Source organism: Streptomyces spinosisporus, assembly GCF_022698145.1.
Classification (GTDB): domain Bacteria; phylum Actinomycetota; class Actinomycetes; order Streptomycetales; family Streptomycetaceae; genus Streptomyces; species Streptomyces spinosisporus.
Genome location: NZ_JALDAX010000031.1, coordinates 43,255 through 61,333, shown reverse-complemented (window position 1 = coordinate 61,333; position 18,079 = coordinate 43,255). Strand labels below are relative to the sequence as shown.

The 18,079-nt window shown below is 71.1% G+C and carries 16 protein-coding genes; 6 read left to right on the top strand and 10 right to left on the bottom strand.

Annotated elements, in window-relative coordinates:
* Positions 1-192: 192 nt before the first annotated feature.
* Both MQN93_RS41935 and MQN93_RS41930 read left to right on the top strand, forming a co-directional pair.
* Positions 193-1,428, top strand: a complete 1,236-nt coding sequence (locus tag MQN93_RS41935; protein WP_016432247.1) for a trypsin-like serine peptidase — start codon at positions 193-195, stop codon at positions 1,426-1,428.
* A gap of 179 nt (positions 1,429-1,607) precedes the next feature.
* On the top strand, positions 1,608-2,858 hold the full coding sequence (locus MQN93_RS41930) for a trypsin-like serine peptidase (protein ID WP_078516508.1): 1,251 nt from the start codon (positions 1,608-1,610) through the stop codon (positions 2,856-2,858).
* Between the two features lie 97 nt (positions 2,859-2,955).
* Here the strand turns inward: MQN93_RS41930 and hflX are convergent, their stop codons facing one another.
* The 6 genes from hflX to miaA all read right to left on the bottom strand — a co-directional run bounded on the left by hflX (position 2,956) and on the right by miaA (position 11,222).
* On the bottom strand, positions 2,956-4,449 hold the full coding sequence (gene hflX, locus MQN93_RS41925; RefSeq protein WP_016432249.1) for a GTPase HflX: 1,494 nt from the start codon (positions 4,447-4,449) through the stop codon (positions 2,956-2,958).
* 171 nt (positions 4,450-4,620) lie between these two features.
* Complete coding sequence (locus MQN93_RS41920) at positions 4,621-6,204, bottom strand: M1 family metallopeptidase (RefSeq protein WP_242713621.1); 1,584 nt, start codon at positions 6,202-6,204, stop codon at positions 4,621-4,623.
* Between the two features lie 124 nt (positions 6,205-6,328).
* Positions 6,329-8,458, bottom strand: coding sequence for a RelA/SpoT family protein (locus tag MQN93_RS41915; protein ID WP_242713620.1), 2,130 nt, complete (start codon positions 8,456-8,458; stop codon positions 6,329-6,331).
* A gap of 298 nt (positions 8,459-8,756) precedes the next feature.
* The gene (gene dapF / locus MQN93_RS41910) at positions 8,757-9,626 is read right to left on the bottom strand and encodes a diaminopimelate epimerase (protein WP_242713619.1); all 870 of its coding nucleotides are present in this window, start codon (positions 9,624-9,626) and stop codon (positions 8,757-8,759) included.
* 46 nt (positions 9,627-9,672) lie between these two features.
* Positions 9,673-10,176 (bottom strand): hypothetical protein, encoded by a 504-nt coding sequence (locus MQN93_RS41905; protein WP_016432253.1) that lies wholly within the window; start codon positions 10,174-10,176, stop codon positions 9,673-9,675.
* A 107-nt stretch (positions 10,177-10,283) separates the two neighbouring features.
* Positions 10,284-11,222 carry a tRNA (adenosine(37)-N6)-dimethylallyltransferase MiaA gene (gene miaA, locus MQN93_RS41900; protein WP_016432254.1) on the bottom strand — a complete coding sequence of 313 codons (939 nt, stop codon included), beginning with the start codon at positions 11,220-11,222 and terminating at the stop codon, positions 10,284-10,286.
* A gap of 183 nt (positions 11,223-11,405) precedes the next feature.
* Here miaA and MQN93_RS41895 point away from each other — a divergent pair, with 183 nt between their 5' ends.
* Both MQN93_RS41895 and MQN93_RS41890 read left to right on the top strand, forming a co-directional pair.
* Positions 11,406-11,726, top strand: a complete 321-nt coding sequence (locus MQN93_RS41895; protein WP_242713618.1) for a hypothetical protein — start codon at positions 11,406-11,408, stop codon at positions 11,724-11,726.
* Positions 11,727-11,807: 81 nt separating this feature from the next.
* A complete protein-coding gene (locus tag MQN93_RS41890; RefSeq protein WP_016432256.1) occupies positions 11,808-12,077 on the top strand; it encodes an antitoxin in 270 nt (89 codons plus the stop codon).
* Positions 12,078-12,185: 108 nt separating this feature from the next.
* Here the strand turns inward: MQN93_RS41890 and MQN93_RS41885 are convergent, their stop codons facing one another.
* The 4 genes from MQN93_RS41885 to MQN93_RS41870 all read right to left on the bottom strand — a co-directional run bounded on the left by MQN93_RS41885 (position 12,186) and on the right by MQN93_RS41870 (position 16,162).
* Positions 12,186-12,905: a class III extradiol dioxygenase subunit B-like domain-containing protein gene (locus MQN93_RS41885; protein ID WP_242713617.1), complete on the bottom strand. Its 720-nt coding sequence runs from the start codon at positions 12,903-12,905 to the stop codon at positions 12,186-12,188.
* A 65-nt stretch (positions 12,906-12,970) separates the two neighbouring features.
* The gene (miaB, locus tag MQN93_RS41880) at positions 12,971-14,488 is read right to left on the bottom strand and encodes a tRNA (N6-isopentenyl adenosine(37)-C2)-methylthiotransferase MiaB (protein ID WP_242713616.1); all 1,518 of its coding nucleotides are present in this window, start codon (positions 14,486-14,488) and stop codon (positions 12,971-12,973) included.
* A gap of 58 nt (positions 14,489-14,546) precedes the next feature.
* Positions 14,547-15,200, bottom strand: coding sequence for a response regulator (locus tag MQN93_RS41875; protein WP_037781077.1), 654 nt, complete (start codon positions 15,198-15,200; stop codon positions 14,547-14,549).
* Between the two features lie 11 nt (positions 15,201-15,211).
* On the bottom strand, positions 15,212-16,162 hold the full coding sequence (locus MQN93_RS41870) for a sensor histidine kinase (protein WP_242713615.1): 951 nt from the start codon (positions 16,160-16,162) through the stop codon (positions 15,212-15,214).
* 189 nt (positions 16,163-16,351) lie between these two features.
* Between MQN93_RS41870 and MQN93_RS41865 the strand changes: the two genes are divergently transcribed.
* On the top strand, positions 16,352-16,837 hold the full coding sequence (locus MQN93_RS41865; protein ID WP_016432261.1) for a cation:proton antiporter regulatory subunit: 486 nt from the start codon (positions 16,352-16,354) through the stop codon (positions 16,835-16,837).
* A 3-nt stretch (positions 16,838-16,840) separates the two neighbouring features.
* Complete coding sequence (locus tag MQN93_RS41860; RefSeq protein ID WP_242713614.1) at positions 16,841-18,079, top strand: cation:proton antiporter; 1,239 nt, start codon at positions 16,841-16,843, stop codon at positions 18,077-18,079.

The following is an 18,079-nucleotide window of genomic DNA, read 5'->3' as shown; positions in this document are numbered from 1 at the left end:
GCCAACTCCACCAACCACCCTCCTATCCAGACGAATTGCCTGATCAGGCACTCCGTAGCGAAACCGTTGCCGTTCCGTCGGCGCCCGCCCACAGCGACCGCATAGTGTGTGATGCCGTTCCAGGGCAGGCTGCCGAGCCGGGCCGCCGAGGCCGGGTCGGCCCGTACGTTCACCTCAGGGGGAGTTCAGACCATGCGATCCACACGGCCGTCATTCCACGTCCGGCGAGACAGGGGTACGCGCCGCGGAACCTCCCCCGTCGTCGCCGCGGTTGCCCTCGCGTCGGTGCTGGCGCTCACCGCCACCGCCTGCAACTCGGGGGACGACAAGGCCGACGGCCAGGCGGCATCCGCCTCGGCGGCCGGCGCCGACGACACGGGCGACGGCAAGATCAAGATCCCGGACGACATCAGGAACAAGCTCAAGGAGCACGGGATCGACATCGACAAGTGGAAGGACGGGGCCTGGAAGAACTGGGACAAGGACGACTGGCTGCGCGAGGCCAACGACTTCGTCAACCCCATCATCAAGGGCCTGTGGGACCCGGACCGGATGCGGGACGCGAACGACCCGGACCGGGGCGTCGACGACAACGACCTCTCCGGTGACCAGGGAGTGACCGACCCGACGCCGGCGCCGGTGGACGCCAAGGCCGTGGCGCCTACGTACCACGCCAACGCCGCGACGGCCGGCAAGGTGTTCTTCGACTCCCCCGAGGGCACGATGGTCTGCTCGGCAACGGTCGTGGAGGACCCGGCCCATCCGGGCAAGTCGAATCTCGTCTGGACGGCGGGCCACTGTGTGCACGCCGGCAAGAAGGGCGGCTGGTACCGCAACGTCGCGTTCGTGCCGTCGTACAACGACTCGGGCAAGGACGCCGATCAGCTGCAGAACGCGACCAGGGAAGAGGTCGCCCCCTACGGCGTCTACTGGGCCGACTGGGCGCAGACGTCCCAGCAGTGGATCGAGCAGGGCGGTGAGACGGGCGGTGACGGTGCGCCTTACGACTACGCCGTCATCCATGTGACGCCGGAGAAGGGCGGCAACGGCAAGTCACTGGAGGAGACGGTCGGTTCGGCGCTTCCTGTGGGCTTCAACGCCCCGGCCGTGCCGAAGGTTCCCAGCATCACGGCGACCGGTTACCCGGCCGCCGCACCGTTCGACGGCCAGAAGCTGTACCAGTGCACGGACAAGCCGGGCCGTCTGTCGATCAACACCGCGGCCCCGACGATGTACCGCATCGGCTGCACCATGACCGGCGGTTCCTCCGGCGGCGGCTGGGTGGCCACCGGCTCGGACGGCAAGCCCGCGCTGGTGTCCAACACGTCGATCGGCCCGGTGACCTCGGGCTGGCTGGCGGGGCCGCGGCTGGGTGACGTGGCCAAGGGTGTGTACGACTCTGTGAGCAAGAAGTTCGCCGGGCAGTGAACGGCCGATAGGCACAGACAGGGGCGGGACGCCTCACAGAAACCTTCACTGTCCCGCCCCTGTTCGCCCTCAACCCCACGGGCATAGTGGGGTGTCGCTTCCCAGGGACCGGCTCGACGCTCGACTCAGAAACTGGCAAGCACATGACATACATACGTTCCAACGGGGGTTACCGCACCATGCGTTCCACTCGTACGCCCGCAGCGCCATCACGCGGCCGACGCACCCATCTCACGCACCGCACCCACCGCACCCACCGCACCCACCGCACGACTCTCGCCGCCACCGGCCTGGTCGCGGCGCTCGCGCTGACCGCGACCGCGTGCAACGGCTCGGACGACACCTCGAGCGACAAGCCCGACGCCACCATCACCGCCTCGGCGAGCGGCGGCGACGGCAAGCTCAAGATCCCGTCCGACATCGCGAGCAAGCTCAAGGACCACGGCATCGACGTCGACGAGTGGGCCAAGGGCGGCTGGAAGGACTGGGACAAGGACAAGTGGCTCAGCCAGGCCAAGGACTTCGTCAACCCGGTGATCGAGGGCCTGTGGAAGCCGGAGCGGATGCAGTCCGCGAAGGAGGCCAACAAGACGGTCTCCACCAAGGACGCGGCCGCCGACCAGGGCGTCAGCGATCCTGAGCCGGCTCCGGTCCGGGCCCAGGCCGAGAAGACGCCGTACCACGAGCACGCGGCCCCGGTCGGCAAGGTCTTCTTCGACTCCCCCGAGGGCTCGATGGTGTGCTCGGGCACGGTGATCAAGGACGTCAACCACCCGGGCAAGTCGAACCTGGTGTGGACGGCGGGCCACTGCGTGCACGCGGGCCAGGGCGGCGGCTGGTACCGCAACATCGCCTTCGTGCCGGCCTACAACGACCAAGGCCTGTCGGAGTCCCAGCTCAGCAGCGCCGACTCCTCACAGGTCGCTCCCTACGGCCAGTTCTGGGCCGACTGGGCCTCCACCTCCAACCAGTGGATCCAGGGCGGCTCGGAGACGGGCGGCGCGGGTGCCGCGTACGACTACGCCGTACTGCATGTGAAGCCGGAGCGGGGCACCAAGTCCCTTGAGGAGACGGTCGGCGCGGCCCTCGACGTGGACTTCTCGGCGCCGGCGCCGCGCGAGGTGTCGAGCATGGGCGCCTGGGGTTACCCGGCGGCTCCGCCGTTCAACGGCCTGAAGATGTTCCGCTGCATCGACCAGCCCGGCCGGCTCTCGCTGAGCCCCTCGCTGCCGACGATGTACCGCATCGGCTGCACCATGACGGGCGGCTCGTCCGGCGGTGGCTGGTTCCGCGTGGTGAACGGCAAGACCGAGCTGGTGTCCAACACCTCCATCGGCCCGTCCAACAACACCTGGCTCGCGGGCCCGCAGCTCGGCAAGGGCGCGCAGGAGCTGTACGAGAACATGAGTGAGACCTACGGCGGTCAGTGACGCCGGAACGCACAAGGCCCGCCCCCTGTCGCAGGGGGCGGGCCTTCGCGTTGCCGATCGCTGTGTTTCGTCGCCGCTCGCTGTGGATCGCTCTGGATCAGAGGGCCGGCACGGGCGCGTACGGCTGGAGTTCCGCCGCGAGTTCCTCGTGCACCCGCACCTTGAGCAGGGTGCCCTCCGGGGTGTGCTCCTCGGAGATCACCTCGCCCTCGTCGTGGGCGCGGGCCACCAGCTTGCCGTGGGTGTACGGCACCAGCGCCTCGATCTCGACGGACGGCCTGGGCAGTTCGTTGTCGATGAGGGCCAGCAGTTCGGCGATGCCCCGGCCGGTGCGGGCCGAGACGGCGATGGCGCGCTTCTCGATCCGCAGGAGCCGCTGAAGGGTCAACGGGTCGGCCGCGTCCGCCTTGTTGATCACGACGATCTCCGGCACGTCGGTGGCGCCGACGTCCCTGATCACCTCGCGCACGGCGGCCAGCTGCTCCTCCGGGTCCGGGTGCGAGCCGTCCACCACGTGCAGGATCAGGTCGGACTCGCCGACCTCCTCCATGGTGGAGCGGAACGCCTCGACCAGGTGGTGCGGCAGGTGCCGGACGAAACCGACCGTGTCCGCCAGTGTGTACAGACGGCCGCTGGGCGTCTCCGCGCGGCGGACGGTCGGGTCCAGGGTCGCGAACAGTGCGTTCTCGACCAGGACGCCCGCGCCCGTCAGGCGGTTGAGCAGCGAGGACTTGCCGGCGTTGGTGTAACCCGCGATGGCGACGGAGGGCACCTTGTGGCGCTTGCGCTCCTGGCGCTTGATCTCGCGGCCCGTCTTCATCTCCGCGATCTCCCGGCGCATCTTCGCCATCTTCTCGCGGATCCGTCGCCGGTCCGTCTCGATCTTGGTCTCACCGGGACCACGGGTGGCGAGGCCGCCGCCCTTGCCGCCGCCCATCTGACGGGACAGCGACTGACCCCAGCCGCGCAGCCTCGGCAGCATGTACTGCATCTGCGCGAGAGCGACCTGCGCCTTGCCCTCTCGGGACTTGGCGTGCTGGGCGAAGATGTCGAGGATCAGGGCCGTACGGTCGATGACCTTGACCTTGACGACGTCTTCGAGGTGGATGAGCTGGCCCGGGCTGAGCTCACCGTCGCAGATGACGGTGTCCGCGCCGGTCTCCAGCACCATGTCACGCAGCTCTGTGGCCTTGCCCGAACCGATGTACGTGGCGGCGTCCGGCTTGTCGCGGCGCTGGATCACGCCGTCGAGCACGAGCGCGCCCGCGGTCTCCGCGAGGGCGGCGAGCTCCGCGAGGGAGTTCTCCGCGTCACGCACCGTGCCCGTGGTCCAGACACCGACGAGCACGACCCGCTCCAGGCGGAGCTGGCGGTACTCGACCTCGGTGACGTCCTCGAGCTCTGTGGAAAGGCCCACCACGCGGCGCAGGGCCGCGCGGTCCGAACGGTCGAACTGGTCGCCGTCCCGATCTCCGTCGATCTCGTGGCTCCAGGCGACGTCCTCTTCCATCAGGGCATCGGCCCGAAGACCTTCGGCGTAGTTGTGCGCGAAGCGCTCAGTGTCCTGGGAAGGGGATGAAGAGGAGGTCATTGGATCCTTACGTCGATGGGAATGACTCGATACACACAACGTACGAGTACCCCGGGAGATTCCCGGGACCGCGAGCCGCGGACCCGAAGATGGTCGCACGGCACGGCTCGTCTCGTCATCGCCTTATTCCGAGCCCCTTCCGAGCCCCATTCCGAGCCTCATTCCGAGGCCCTAATGCTCGGGCTTGGCGGTGCTGGAGGCCTTGGCGGGCTTCGGATTCTTCGCGTCCGGTGCGTCCGACTTCCAGTCCGGGTGACCCGGCATCGGCGGGGTCTTCTCGCCGTACAGCCAGGCCTTGAAGAAGCCGCTCAGGTCGCGTCCGGAGATCTGGGAGGCGAGCCGCTCGTAGTCGGCGGTCGAGGCCGTTCCGTCGCGGTGGAGGCTCACCCAGCTCCGCTCCAGCTGCTCGAAGGCGGGCTTACCGATCTCCTGGCGCAGCGCGTAAAGCGCGAGCGCGGCCCCGTCGTAGACGTTCGGCCGGAAGATGCTGATCTTCTGACCGTGCTCGGGACCCCTGGGCGCGGCCGGCGGGCCCCCGTCGGCCCGCCAGCCGTCGGAGGCGGCGTACGCGGCCTTCATGCGCTTCTCCATGGGCTTGCCGGCCTTCTCCTGCGCGTACAGGGCCTCGTACCAGGTGGCGTGTCCTTCGTTGAGCCACAGGTCGGACCAGGTGCGCGGGCTGACGCTGTCGCCGAACCACTGGTGGGACAGCTCATGGACCATGATCGACTCGACGTACCAGTCGGGGTAGGTGTCGCCGCTGAAGAGCTCTCTCTCGAAGAGAGAGAGCGTCTGCGTCTCCAGTTCGAAGCCGGTGGACGCGTCGGCCATGAGCAGGCCGTACGTCTCGAAGGGGTAGCGGCCGACCTTGCTCTCCATCCAGGCGATCTGGGCGGGGGTCTTGGCGAGCCACGGTTCGAGTTCCTTGCGGTCCTCGGTGCGTACGACGTCGCGTACGGGCAGGCCGTGCGGCCCGGTGCGGCGCAGCACGCTGGAGCGACCGATGGAGACCTGGGCGAGCTCGGTGGCCATGGGGTGCCGGGTGCGGTACGTCCACGTGGTCGTCCTGCCGGCCCGCTCCCGGTCGGTCTGCACTCCGTTCGCGACGGCCGTGTAGCCGTTGGGGGCGGTGATCCTGATCTTGAACAGCGCCTTGTCGGAGGGGTGGTCGTTGCACGGGAACACCAGGTGTGCGGCATCGGCCTGGTTGGCCATCGCCAGGCCGTCCGAGGTCTGCACCCAGCCGCCGTCCTGGCCCTTCGCGGGCACCGGGTCGCTGGTGTGCCGCACGGTGATCCGCGTCCAGCTGCCCACGGGCAGCGGGCTCTCGGGCGTGACGACGAGGTCCTCGCCCGCGCCGGCGAACCTGGCCGGTCGGCCGTCGACCGTCACCGACTCGACCTTCCCGTGCGCGAAGTCGAGGTTGAAGTGGTCCAGGCTCGTGGTGGTCAGCGCGTTGATCGTGGTGACGGCCCGGAGCGGCTTGCTGTTGCTGCCGGGATACGTGAACGAGAGGTCGTACGACTGCACGTCGTACCCGGGGTTGCCGAGGTGCGGGAAGAGGCGGTCACCGACGCCCTCGGGGGCGGCCGGCGCGCCGGCGGCGAGAAGGCAGACGGAGACGGCGGAGGCGAGCAGCGCGGTCGCCTTCAGGCGGCGCGATCCCTGTGGCCTACGACGAAACCGTGACGGGTTGGCGGGCCGGGGGCCGCCAGTGCCCGTTTCCGTGGTCTGGGAGCGAGGGGTGAGCAGCATGGATCACCGCTATCAGCGCACACCCCCCACACAGCGACGACTCGCGACCGGCCCACCCGAATGGGTCGACAGGTCGCGCGGTCCCGGGCGCGGCGGTCTCCCGCCGCACCCCCCGCTCCCGCCCTCACGCCCCCGGCGTATGCGCCCGGCTCACGTCGTACACGCCCGGTACGTTGCGCATGGCGCGCATGAGGGCGGGCAGGTGGGCTGCGTCGGGGAGTTGGACCGTGTAGGTGTGGCGAACGCGCTGCTGGCTGGGGGGTTCGACGGTGGCGGACACGATCTCGGCGCCTTCGAGGGCCATGGCCTCCGTGAGGTCCGCCAGCAGGTGCGGGCGGCCGAACGATTCGGCAAGGAGCGTGACCCGGCACTCGGTGGTGTCGCCCCAGCGCACGCCGACCTCGGGGCGCCCCGCGCTTTTCATGCGCTCCACCGCGGCGCACTCGACGCGGTGGACGGTGACCACACCGCCGCGTACGGCGAAGCCGGTCACCTCGTCGGGAGGCACGGGCGTACAGCACCCGGCGAGGCGTACGGTCGCGCCGGGCCGGTCGACGACGATGTCGTCGGTGGTGGAGCGCAGGGCAGCGCCTTCACCGGCGGGCCGGTGAGCGGCCGCAGGCGCCTCCTCGATCGCCGGCAGCCGTTCGGGCTCGCTCTCCTGCGCGCCCTCGTAAGTCGGGTGGGCCGCGAGCCAGCGCTGGATGGCGATACGGGCGGCGGCCGTGTGCGCGTGCTCCAGCCACTCCCTGGACGGCTCGGAGGCGGGGTCCTGGCCCATCAGGAGCTGGACCGTGTCGCCGTCCCGCAGGACCGTACTCAGCGTTGCCAGGCGGCCGTTGACGCGGGCGCCGATGCACGCGTGCGCGTCCTCGCCGTACTGCGCGTAGGCGGCGTCGACACAGCTGGCGCCCTCGGGCAGGCCCAGCGTGCCGCCGTCCGGCCGGAAGACGGTGATCTCGCGGTCCTGGGCGAGGTCCTCACGCAGGGTGGACCAGAACGTGTCGGGGTCGGGCGCGGCCTCCTGCCAGTCGAGGAGGCGGGAGAGCCAGCCGGGCCGGGTGGGGTCGACGCGCTCGCCGTCGGCAGGATCGTCGGGCGCCGGGGCGTACGGGTTGCCGAGTGCGACGACGCCGGCCTCCGCGACCTTGTGCATCTGGTGGGTGCGGATGAGGACTTCGGCGACCTGACCGTCCGGGCGCGCGACCGCGGTGTGCAGCGACTGGTACAGGTTGAACTTGGGGACGGCGATGAAGTCCTTGAACTCCGAGACCACGGGGGTCATGCAGGTGTGCAGTTCGCCGAGGACGCCGTAGCAGTCCGCGTCCTCGTTCACCAAGACCAGCAGGCGGCCGAAGTCGGCTCCGCGCAGTTCGCCGCGCTTGCGGGCGACGCGGTGCACGGAGACGAAGTGCCGCGGCCGGATGAGGACTTCGGCCTGGATGCCGGCCTCGCGCAGGACGCCGCGCACCTCGTCGGCGATGTCGGCGAGCGGGTCGTCGGCGCGGGAGGCGTTGTCGACGATCAACTCCCGCGTGTACTCGTACTCCTCGGGGTGCAGGATGGCGAAGACGAGGTCTTCCAGCTCGGTCTTGAGCGCCTGGACGCCGAGCCGTTCGGCGAGCGGGATGAGGACGTCCCGGGTGACCTTGGCGATGCGCGCCTGTTTCTCGGGGCGCATGACGCCGAGGGTGCGCATGTTGTGCAGCCGGTCGGCGAGTTTGATCGACATCACACGGACGTCGCTGCCGGTGGCGACGAGCATCTTGCGGAAGGTCTCGGGCTCGGCGGCGGCGCCGTAGTCGACCTTCTCCAGCTTCGTGACGCCGTCGACGAGGTAGCGGACCTCCGCCCCGAACTCCTCGCCGACCTGATCGAGGGTCACATCGGTGTCCTCGACGGTGTCGTGGAGCAGAGAGGCCGTCAAAGTGGTGGTCTCGGCGCCGAGTTCGGCGAGGATCAGGGTCACCGCGAGCGGATGCGTGATGTACGGCTCGCCGCTCTTGCGCATCTGGCCGCGGTGCGAGGACTCGGCCAGCACATAGGCGCGGCGCAGCGGTTCGAGGTCGGCGCCCGGGTAGTGAGCGCGATGGGCGTCGACGACGTGGCTGATGGCACTGGGCAGCCGGTCACGGGCGGTGGGGCCGAGCAGCGCGGCACGGCCGAGGCGGCGCAGGTCGATGCGCGCTCGCCAGCGCGCGGCAGAGCCTGCTACCGGACCTGGGGTCGCGGGGTTGGTCGCCTCCGCACTCATGGGCACCTCCGGCTGCATCGACCGGCGGACGGGGTGCCCCAGGACGGACACGGCTCAGGGGATGGCAACGGTCCCCCGCCCGGGCCGGTGCTTGATGCTACCGAGCCCATCACGTGCGACCGACCGCCTCTCGCCGAGCGTGAAACGGATCACCCATTCGAGCGAAGGTCTGTAGGTTTACGATTTCGCGCCATGTGAAAGGCGAACGGCCGTGGTTTCGAACGCCCGGTCGTCGCACGGGTAGTTGACGCGTGCACCATCCGGCGCACACGCCTGCGATCGCAAGCCACCGCCCCGCTCAATGGGCGATCCTTTCCAGCCACTCGCGGTCGATCTCACCCTCTGCGACGATCACCGCGGGCCCGGTCATCTCGATCTCGCCGTCGATCCGCTCGGTGATCACCAGCGTTCCCCCGGGCACATCGACGGTGTACGTCGCCGGGGTGCCGGTGACGGCGGGGTCGGCGTCGTCCCGGCGGGCGGCGGCCACGGCGACGGCGCACGCGCCCGTGCCGCAGGAGCGGGTCTCGCCGGAGCCGCGCTCGTGCACGCGCATCGCGACGTGCCGGTCACCGCGGTCGACCACGAACTCGACGTTCACGCCGTCCGGGTAGGCGGAGGCCGGGCTGAACGGCGGCGGCGCGTAGAGATTGCCGGCGTGCGCGAGGTCGTCGACGAACGCGACCGCGTGCGGATTGCCCATGTTCACGTTCCGCGCGGGCCAGCTGCGCTCGCCCACGCTCACGGTGACGTCCCCCTCGAAAAGGCGCGCCCTGCCCATGCCGACGGTGATGTCGCCGTCCTTGTCGATGTGCACGCTCTTCACGCCACCGCGCGTGGCGATCGCGAGGTCCCCCTCGCCGGCATGTCCGGCGCGCTGGAGGTAGCGCGCGAAGACGCGCACGCCGTTGCCGCACATCTCCGCGACCGAGCCGTCGCCGTTGCGGTAGTCCATGAACCACTCGGCCTCGGCCGCCATGTGCCGCGCCTCGGGGTGAGCGGCGGACCGCACGACGTGCAGCAGACCGTCGCCGCCGATGCCCGCGCGGCGGTCGCACAGGGCGGCGACGGCGGCCGGGGGCAGGTCGATGGCGTTCTCGGGGTCCGGGACGATCACGAAGTCGTTCTCCGTGCCGTGCCCCTTGAGGAAGGCGATCCGCGTGCTCATGCCTCGATCGTACGGTGTGGCTACGACAACCCCGCGCGCGTGATCGTCAGCGCAACCGGGCCACGCGCCACACGGCGAGCACCACGACCGCCGCGACGACCACGACGTACGCCAGCACGACCCGCCAGTCCGGTCTGCGCCCGGAACCCCGCTGCGGCAGTCCCGGCCAGGTGTAGCCCACGCGGCGCGCGGCCATCATCCCCCAGCCTGCGGCGCAGGAGCAGATCAGCAGCCCCAGCATGGCGATCACCGCGCCGCTGTCGCCGAAGTCGAAAGCGAGCGGGAAGGCGAACATCAGGGAGCCGACCGCGGCCAGGGCGACGATCGGGGCGAGCTGCCAGATGCGCAGCCGCCGCTGCGGGCGCAGCTCCACCTCGACCTCGGGGCCACCGGCGAACATCTCGTCGGGCTCCGGGCCGTCGGCAGTGACTCCGCCCTGTGCGTCGTCGGGCCCGTCAGGGCTCAGACGGTCCTCGTCCTGCTCCTGATCACCGCTTTCGGCGGTGAGGGGCTCGGTGCTTCGTGCGGTGTCGCGAGGGCCGGCCTCCATCGCCACGCGCCCTCCCAACTAGGACTCCACTGGTCGATCGAAGCTCGATGATGGCACGGCGCCGAAGGCCGGGATGACGGCCGGAGCGTCCCGATGCCATGACGTGATCAGGCTGTAACCGGTCGTTCGACCAAGGCCATTGCGAGCTGCGGAAGTTCTGTGACATCCGCCGCAGCCCCACTGAGCCAGTGCACCCGTGGGTCGCGCCTGAACCACGAATCCTGGCGGCGCGCGAAGCGCTTGGTGGCTCGCACGGTCTCGGCCCGCGCCTCCTCGAGCGTGCACTCCCCCGCAAGCGCCGCGAGCACCTGCTGATAGCCGAGCGCCCGCGCGGCCGTACGCCCCTCGCGCAGTCCTCGCGCCTCAAGCGCGCGCACCTCCTCCACGAGCCCCGCGTCCCACATGCGGTCGACCCGGCGGGCGATGCGCTCGTCGAGCTCGGGACGGGCCACGTCGACGCCGATCTGGAGGGTGTCGTAGACCGAGTCGTGCCCGGGGAGATTGGCGGTGAAGGGCTGGCCGGTGATCTCGATCACCTCGAGCGCCCGGACGATACGGCGGCCGTTGCTGGGCAGGATCGCCTGCGCCGCACCGGGGTCGGCGGCGGCCAGGCGGGCGTGCAGCGCTCCGGAGCCGCGCAGCGTGAGCTCCTGCTCCAGGCGTGCCCTGACCTCGGGATCGGTGCCGGGGAACTCGAGGTTGTCGACGGCCCCGCGGACATACAGGCCGGAGCCGCCGACCAGGATCGGCCAGCGGCCGTCGGCGAGCAGTGCGTCGATCCTGGCGCGGGCGAGCCGCTGGTACTCGGCGACGGACGCCGTGACCGTCACGTCCCAGATGTCCAGGAGGTGGTGCGGTACGCCGCCGCGCTCCTCGGGCGTCAGTTTGGCGGTGCCGATGTCCATCCCCCGGTAGAGCTGCATGGAGTCGGCGTTGACGACCTCCCCGCCCAGGCGTTGGGCGAGAAAAACACCCAGATCGGACTTTCCGGCCGCGGTGGGTCCGACGACGGCGATGACTCGGGGGGCGGGGGGTGCGCTGCTCACCGGACCAGTCTCGCAAACCCCCGAGGCGCTCCTCGAACGAGTTACGTGACGGCGCAGGGGCGGGGTCGTTGCCCGTTGCGAGGTTCTCGCCGTCGGTTTTCGGGTGACGGCGACCCGGGCGACGCAAACGGGCGCACCGGACGACGCGGGATTTCGCCCGCACGAGTAACGTATGGAGTGGATATGGGCGTTTTCGCACGACTTCTCCGGAGGTCGAAGACTACGGAGGAGGCGTCAACCGCCGAGGCACAGGCCGGCACACCGTCGGCCGAATCCACGGCGGCCGAGCCTGCGGCCGAGGAGGCGGCAGCGGCGAAGGGGTCGGCGGAGGCCGAGGTCGAGGCCGGCACCGAGGCCGAGAGCGGGAGTGAGCGCGCGCCGGACGCGGCGGAGGCCGCCGAGGACGCTTCCCGCGACACGTCCGGTGAGGGCGTCGAGATTCCCAAGCAGCAGTCCGCCGACGCGGCGGCCGACAGCGAGGCCGGCGAGGACGCCCGCACGTAACCGCTCCGCGCGAGCGAGCCGAAGGGACGCTCCGGAGGCGGCCCCTGGGGCGAGCGAGCCCGGGACGACGGAAGGTGGACCATGGGTCTTCTGGACAATTTGAAGGGCAAGCTCTCCCCGGCCAAGGACAGGATGTCCGGCCTCGCGCAGCAGCACGGGGACAAGATCGCCCACGGTCTCGACCGGGCCGCGCAGGTCGTCGACGAGAAGACCAAGGGCAAGTACAGCGACCGGATCCAGACCGGGACCGGCAAGGCCAAGGGCGCCATGGACAGACTCGCGCACAAGGACGACCCGGGGACGGGCAGCGGCACGGCGGCGGCGCCGGACTCGCCACCGCCGGCTTCCTGACCGGCAGCACGGCACACCGACGGACGGCCGCGGGGCCTGAGGGCTCCCGGCCGTCCGCCGTGCCCGCCCCGTTCGCATGCCCGCCGTCCCGCCCTCGCGGTCCGTCTGCTACGACCAGGTCGCGACCAGGTAGCCCACGCCGTACGGCGCGTCCTCGTACAGCAGGGCGCCGCTCAGGCCCGCGCCCTCGGCGGCGCCCGCGAGCACCTGCCAGGGGGCCCGGCCCGACGCCTGCAGTTCGTACGCCAGCTCGGCGTCCAGCTCCTCGACGGCCGTCACGTCCGCCGCGCCCAGCGCACGCGCGACCTCCGCATCGAAGGGGGCCGCCCGCTCGTCGAGGTAACCGGGGGCCTTGAGCGTGCGGCAGGCGCTGGCGTCGCCCATCACCAGCAGTGCCACCCGCGCGGCACGGGTCGCGATGTCCCTTCCGACTTGGATACACCGCTCGGGCGCGAGAGGTTCCCCCACACCGAGTCCCTCGATCGGTGCGTCCGCCCATCCGATCCGCTGCAGCAGCCAGGCCCCCACGGCGAGGGAGGGCGGCAGGACCCGCTCCGCCTCCGCGCCCGGTGCCTGCGGTACGCCCAGCCGTACGTGGACGTCCACGCCGAAGCCGCTGAACGAGCCTCGCGCCCCTTGCGGGTGCGCGCCGCGTCCGCTCTGCTCGGCGGGTCCTACGACCACCAGCAGGTCGGGCCGGGAAGCGGCGAGCACCCCGAGCGCGTCGGTGCACGCGCTCCGGGCGGCGTCCAGTTCGGCAGCGGCGCCCGCCGCGACCTCGGGTACGAGCAGCGGTGGGCAGGGGCAGACGGCGGCGGCGACAAGCATGATCGGCAGCGTACGCCCCGGTGTCCCGGCGTCTCTCTGCGTGTCCCCGCCTCGCAGCCTCCCGGTCAGTCGCAGCCGCAGCCGCTGCCCGTGGCGACCGGCAGCGGCTCGGGGACGCCGATCTTCGGCAGCCCCAGCATGACGCCCGCGGGCTTGGCCGCCTCGGCCGCGTTGCGCTTCTCCCAGGCGTCGCCCGCGCGCGTGCGGCGCACGTCGAGGACGGCGCCCTCGGCGAGGAGGTGGTGCGGGGCGGCGTAGGTGATCGCGACTGTGACCACGTCGCCGGGGCGCACCTCCTGCTCGGGCTTGGTGAAGTGGACCAGGCGGTTGTCGGGGGCGCGGCCGGACAGGCGGTGCGTCGTGCCGTCCTTGCGGCCCTCGCCCTCGGCGACCATCAGCTCCAGGGTGCGGCCGATCTGCTTTTTGTTCTCCTCCCAGGAGATCTCCTCCTGGAGGGCCACGAGACGCTCGTACCGCTCCTGGACGACCTTCTTGGGGATCTGGCCCTCCATGGTCGCCGCCGGGGTGCCGGGGCGCTTGGAGTACTGAAAGGTGAAGGCCTGGGCGAACCGGGCCTCGCGGACGACGTGCAGCGTCTGCTCGAAGTCCTCCTCGGTCTCGCCGGGGAAGCCGACGATGATGTCGGTCGTGATCGCCGCGTGCGGAATCGCGGCGCGCACCTTCTCGATGATGCCCAGGTAGCGCTCCTGGCGGTACGAACGGCGCATCGCCTTCAGGACGGTGTCCGAGCCGGACTGGAGCGGCATGTGGAGCTGCGGCATGACGTTCGGTGTCTCGGCCATGGCCGCGATCACGTCGTCCGTGAAGTCACGGGGGTGCGGCGAGGTGAAGCGGACGCGCTCCAGGCCCTCGATCTGACCGCAGGCGCGCAGCAGCTTGCTGAAGGCCTCGCGGTCGCCGATGTCGGAGCCGTACGCGTTCACGTTCTGCCCGAGCAGCGTGATCTCCGAGACGCCCTCGGCGACCAGGGCCTCGACCTCGGCGAGGATGTCGCCGGGGCGGCGGTCCTTCTCCTTGCCGCGCAGGGCCGGGACGATGCAGAAGGTGCAGGTGTTGTTGCAGCCGACGGAGATCGACACCCATGCCGCGTACGCGCTCTCGCGCCGGGTCGGCAGGGTGGACGGGAACGCCTCCAGGGACTCGGCGATCTCGACCTGGGCCTCCTCCTGCACGCGGGCGCGCTCCAGCAGGACCGGGAGCTTGCCGATGTTGTGCGTGCCGAAGACGACGTCCACCCAGGGCGCCCGCTTCACGATGGTGTCGCGGTCCTTCTGCGCCAGACAGCCGCCGACGGCGATCTGCATGCCGGGGCGCGCGGCCTTCTTCGGGGCGAGGTGGCCGAGGTTGCCGTACAGCTTGTTGTCGGCGTTCTCCCTCACCGCGCAGGTGTTGAAGACCACGACGTCCGCGTCGCCGTCCGAGCCCTCGGGGGCGCGCACATAACCGGCGTCTTCGAGCAGTCCCGACAATCGCTCGGAATCGTGGACGTTCATCTGGCACCCGTAGGTGCGCACTTCGTAGGTCTTCACGCCCACTGCCTGGCTCCGGTCGATGCTGCTCATGTGACAAGGGTAGGCGGTGCCGGAAGTGCCTCCGGTCGGCCTGTGGACAACCGGCGGCTCAGGGCTCGATCAGGCCCGCGCGGATCGCGTAGCGGGTGAGTTCGAGGCGGTCGCGCATGCCGAGCTTGTGCAGCAGGTTCGCGCGGTGGCGCTCGACCGTCTTGGCGCTGATGAAGAGCAGCTCGCCGATCTCCTTCGAGGTGTGCCCCTCGGCGACCAGTTTGAGGATCTCCTCCTCGCGCTCGGTGACCGCGCGCGTGGGCAGGTCGTCGCCCCGGTGCAGGCGTTCCAGGTAGGAGCGGACGAGGGCCCGCTCCGCCCCCGGGTACACGAACGGCTCGTCCCGTACGGCCGCCCGGCAGGCCCCGACCAGGTCGCGGTCGGCGGCGGACTTGAGGACGTAGCCGCTGGCTCCGGCCTTGAGCGCCTCGAAGAAGTACTGCTCGTTGTCGTACATCGTCAGGACGAGGATGCGCAGGCCGGGCAGTCGGCGGGAGAGTTCGCGGGCCGCCTGGAGGCCCGTCATGCGGGGCATCGAGATGTCCAGGACGGCCAGATCGACGTCACGCGCGCGTGCCAGCTCGACCGCCTCCGCTCCGTCGCCCGCCTCGGCGACGACCGTGAGATCCGGCTCGCCGTCCAGGATGAGCCGTACCCCCTGGCGTACGAGCGCGTGGTCGTCCGCGAGCAGCACGCGCGCGGGGGACGTCATGGCGGGGAGCGTCATGAGCGGCCTCCCGCCGCGACGGGTATGCGCAGCCGTACGTCGGTGCCCTCCTGGGGGCCCGGTGCGAGCGAGAGGTCGGCGCCCACAAGGAGCGCCCGTTCGCGCATGCCGCGGATTCCGGCCCCCTCCTGGGCGCTGCCGAGGCCCTTGCCGTTGTCGCGCACGAGGAGTTCGACACCGTCGGCGCATGACTGGAGCCGGACCTCGGCGCGGTCGGCACGCGCGTGCCGGGCGGTGTTGGTGAGCCCTTCCTGGGCCACGCGGTAGACCACCAGTTCCGACTCCTCGGTCAGCGGGGGCAGATCGCCGGCGACGTGGTGGCGCACGGTCAGTCCGTGTGTGGTGAACTCGGCGGCGAGCGAGCGCAGGGCGCTGACCAGGCCGAGTTCCTCCAGGACGCCGGGGCGCAGCCGGCGGGCGATGCGGCGGATCTCGTCGAGGCCCGCCCGGGTGGCCTCCTGTGCCTGGCCGACCTCGGCGCGCAGCTCCTCGGGGACCCGGTCGGCGACGCGCTTGAGCTGGAGGAGCACGGCGGTCAGGGTCTGGCCGACCTCGTCGTGCAGTTCGCGTGCGATGCGCTGCCGTTCGCGTTCCTGCGCGGACAGGGCACGGGCCGCACCGGCCGCGCGTTCGCTCTCCAGCCGGTCGAGCATCGTGTTGTACGTCGTGATCAGCTCGGCCGCCTCCGCCGGTCCCGCGACGACCGCGCGGGCTCCGGGGCGCAGCAGGTCCGCGGTGGCCATGGCCCGGCCGAGCCGTCGTAGCGGGACGAGACCGAGGCGCAGCACCATCGCGTTGGCGGCCAGCAGCAGGGCCAGGCCCGCGACGACGACCAGCGCCTCGGCGGGCAGGACGGGTGTGGAGACGGTGACCGGGCCGAGCAGCAGGGCGGCGGCCACGATCAGGCCCGCGGCGTTGAGGGAGAAGATCCGCCAGAACAGCGACACGGTTCTCCCTCTTCTGCCGGACCAAGCGGGCTCTCCCCCTACGGCTCCGGCCAGCCTCGCCCCAGGCATCTGCCCGCGTATATCCGTCACGTCACCCATGTCGCCACCGTACGGCCGGATGACAGCATTCGAGCGGGCCGGTTGATCACCGGCAGCTCATGACCATGACGCCGGATCAAGGGGAGAAACGTGTCTGCGCCACGACTGAGGGCGACGCCGCTGCCGGGTATCGGGGTTCAGTACGACCTGGTGACCCGTGACCAACGCCATCTGTCCGTGGTGGCGCACCGCGACGGTGCCCGCACCGTGAACATGTACCGCGCCGACGACCCCGACTCCTGTGCCCACTCGCTGCGGCTGACCGGTTCCGAGGCGGGCGCGTTGATCGACGCACTCAAGCCCTCCCACCACAGCGCGAGCCTGCTGTACACGTCCGATCTGGGTCTGGTCGCCGAGCGGATCGAGGTGGCTGCGGCCTCGCGCTGGAACGGGCGGGTGCTGGGCGAGACCCGGATGCGGACCGAGACGGGCGCGTCCGTGGTGGCGGTGCTGCGCCGCGCCGAGGCGATTCCGTCGCCGACGCCCGACTTCAGGCTGGCGGGCGGTGACATCGTGATCGTCGTCGGCACACGCGAGGGCGTGGACGCCGCCGCGGCGATACTCGGGCGGGAGTGAACCGTGCACTCCGCGGTGTTGTTGATCGAGTTCGGTTCCATCCTGCTCGGCCTCGGTCTGCTCGGCCGGGCCGCCGGCCGTTTCCAGCTCTCCCCCATCCCGCTGTATCTGCTGGCCGGGCTGGCCTTCGGCGAGGGCGGTCTGCTGCCGCTCGGGGCGAGCGAGGAGTTCGTCGCCATCGGCGCCGAGATCGGCGTCATTCTGCTGCTGTTGATGCTCGGCCTCGAGTACACGGCCGGTGACCTGGTCACCAACCTCAAAGCGCACTACCCGTCGGGCCTGGTCGACTGCGCCCTGAACGCCGTGCCGGGCGCGGTGGCCGCCCTGCTGCTCGGCTGGGGCCCGGTGGCCGCCGTGGTGCTGGGCGGAGTCACCTGGATCTCCTCGTCCGGTGTCATCGCGAAGGTCCTCGGCGACCTGGGCCGGGTCGGCAACCGGGAGACCCCGGTGATCCTCAGCGTGCTGGTCCTGGAGGACCTGGCGATGGCGGTGTACCTGCCCATCGTGACCGCTCTCGTGGCCGGTGCCGGACTGCTGGCCGGGAGCGTGACCCTGGCGGTCGCGCTGGGGGCGGCCGGGCTGGTCCTCTTCGTCGCCGTGCGCTACGGACGCGTCATCTCGCGGTTCGTCTCCAACGACGATCCGGAGAAGCTGCTGCTCGTCGTGCTGGGTCTGACGATCCTGGTCGCGGGCGTCGCGCAGCAGCTCCAGGTGTCGGCCGCCGTCGGTGCCTTCCTCGTCGGGATCGCCCTGTCCGGCGAGGTCGCGGAGGGCGCGCACACCCTGCTGAGCCCCCTGCGGGACCTCTTCGCCGCCGTCTTCTTCGTCTTCTTCGGGCTGCACACCGATCCGGCGAGCATCCCGCCCGTGCTGCTGCCCGCGCTGGCGCTGGCCCTGCTCACGGCGGCGACGAAGATCGCCACCGGCTACTGGGCGGCACGGCGGGCCGGCATCTCCGTCAGGGGCCGCTGGCGCGCGGGCGGGGCGCTGGTGGCGCGCGGCGAGTTCTCGATCGTCATCGCCGGGCTCGCGGTCGGCGCGGGCATCGAACCGTCGCTCGGGCCGCTCGCCACCGCCTACGTCCTCATCCTGGTCGTCCTCGGGCCGCTGACCGCGCGCTATACGGAGCCGTTGGCGAGGCGCCTGGGCGGGCGCCGAACCGCCCGCAAGCGCTCCTCGCAGACGGCGGAGCCGGCCGAGGCGGGAGCGGCCGAGGCAGGAGCGTCGGTCGGCGAGTCCTGA

What these genes read in the sequence shown, in the direction of transcription:
- MQN93_RS41935 (WP_016432247.1), top strand. Translation starts at nt 193, where the DNA reads ATGCGATCCACACGGCCGTCATTCCACGTCCGGCGAGACAGGGGTACG.
- MQN93_RS41930 (WP_078516508.1), top strand. Translation starts at nt 1,608, where the DNA reads ATGCGTTCCACTCGTACGCCCGCAGCGCCATCACGCGGCCGACGCACC.
- hflX (WP_016432249.1), bottom strand. Translation starts at nt 4,449, where the DNA reads ATGACCTCCTCTTCATCCCCTTCCCAGGACACTGAGCGCTTCGCGCAC.
- MQN93_RS41920 (WP_242713621.1), bottom strand. Translation starts at nt 6,204, where the DNA reads ATGCTGCTCACCCCTCGCTCCCAGACCACGGAAACGGGCACTGGCGGC.
- MQN93_RS41915 (WP_242713620.1), bottom strand. Translation starts at nt 8,458, where the DNA reads ATGAGTGCGGAGGCGACCAACCCCGCGACCCCAGGTCCGGTAGCAGGC.
- dapF (WP_242713619.1), bottom strand. Translation starts at nt 9,626, where the DNA reads ATGAGCACGCGGATCGCCTTCCTCAAGGGGCACGGCACGGAGAACGAC.
- MQN93_RS41905 (WP_016432253.1), bottom strand. Translation starts at nt 10,176, where the DNA reads ATGGAGGCCGGCCCTCGCGACACCGCACGAAGCACCGAGCCCCTCACC.
- MQN93_RS41895 (WP_242713618.1), top strand. Translation starts at nt 11,406, where the DNA reads ATGGGCGTTTTCGCACGACTTCTCCGGAGGTCGAAGACTACGGAGGAG.
- MQN93_RS41890 (WP_016432256.1), top strand. Translation starts at nt 11,808, where the DNA reads ATGGGTCTTCTGGACAATTTGAAGGGCAAGCTCTCCCCGGCCAAGGAC.
- MQN93_RS41885 (WP_242713617.1), bottom strand. Translation starts at nt 12,905, where the DNA reads ATGCTTGTCGCCGCCGCCGTCTGCCCCTGCCCACCGCTGCTCGTACCC.
- miaB (WP_242713616.1), bottom strand. Translation starts at nt 14,488, where the DNA reads ATGAGCAGCATCGACCGGAGCCAGGCAGTGGGCGTGAAGACCTACGAA.
- MQN93_RS41875 (WP_037781077.1), bottom strand. Translation starts at nt 15,200, where the DNA reads ATGACGTCCCCCGCGCGCGTGCTGCTCGCGGACGACCACGCGCTCGTA.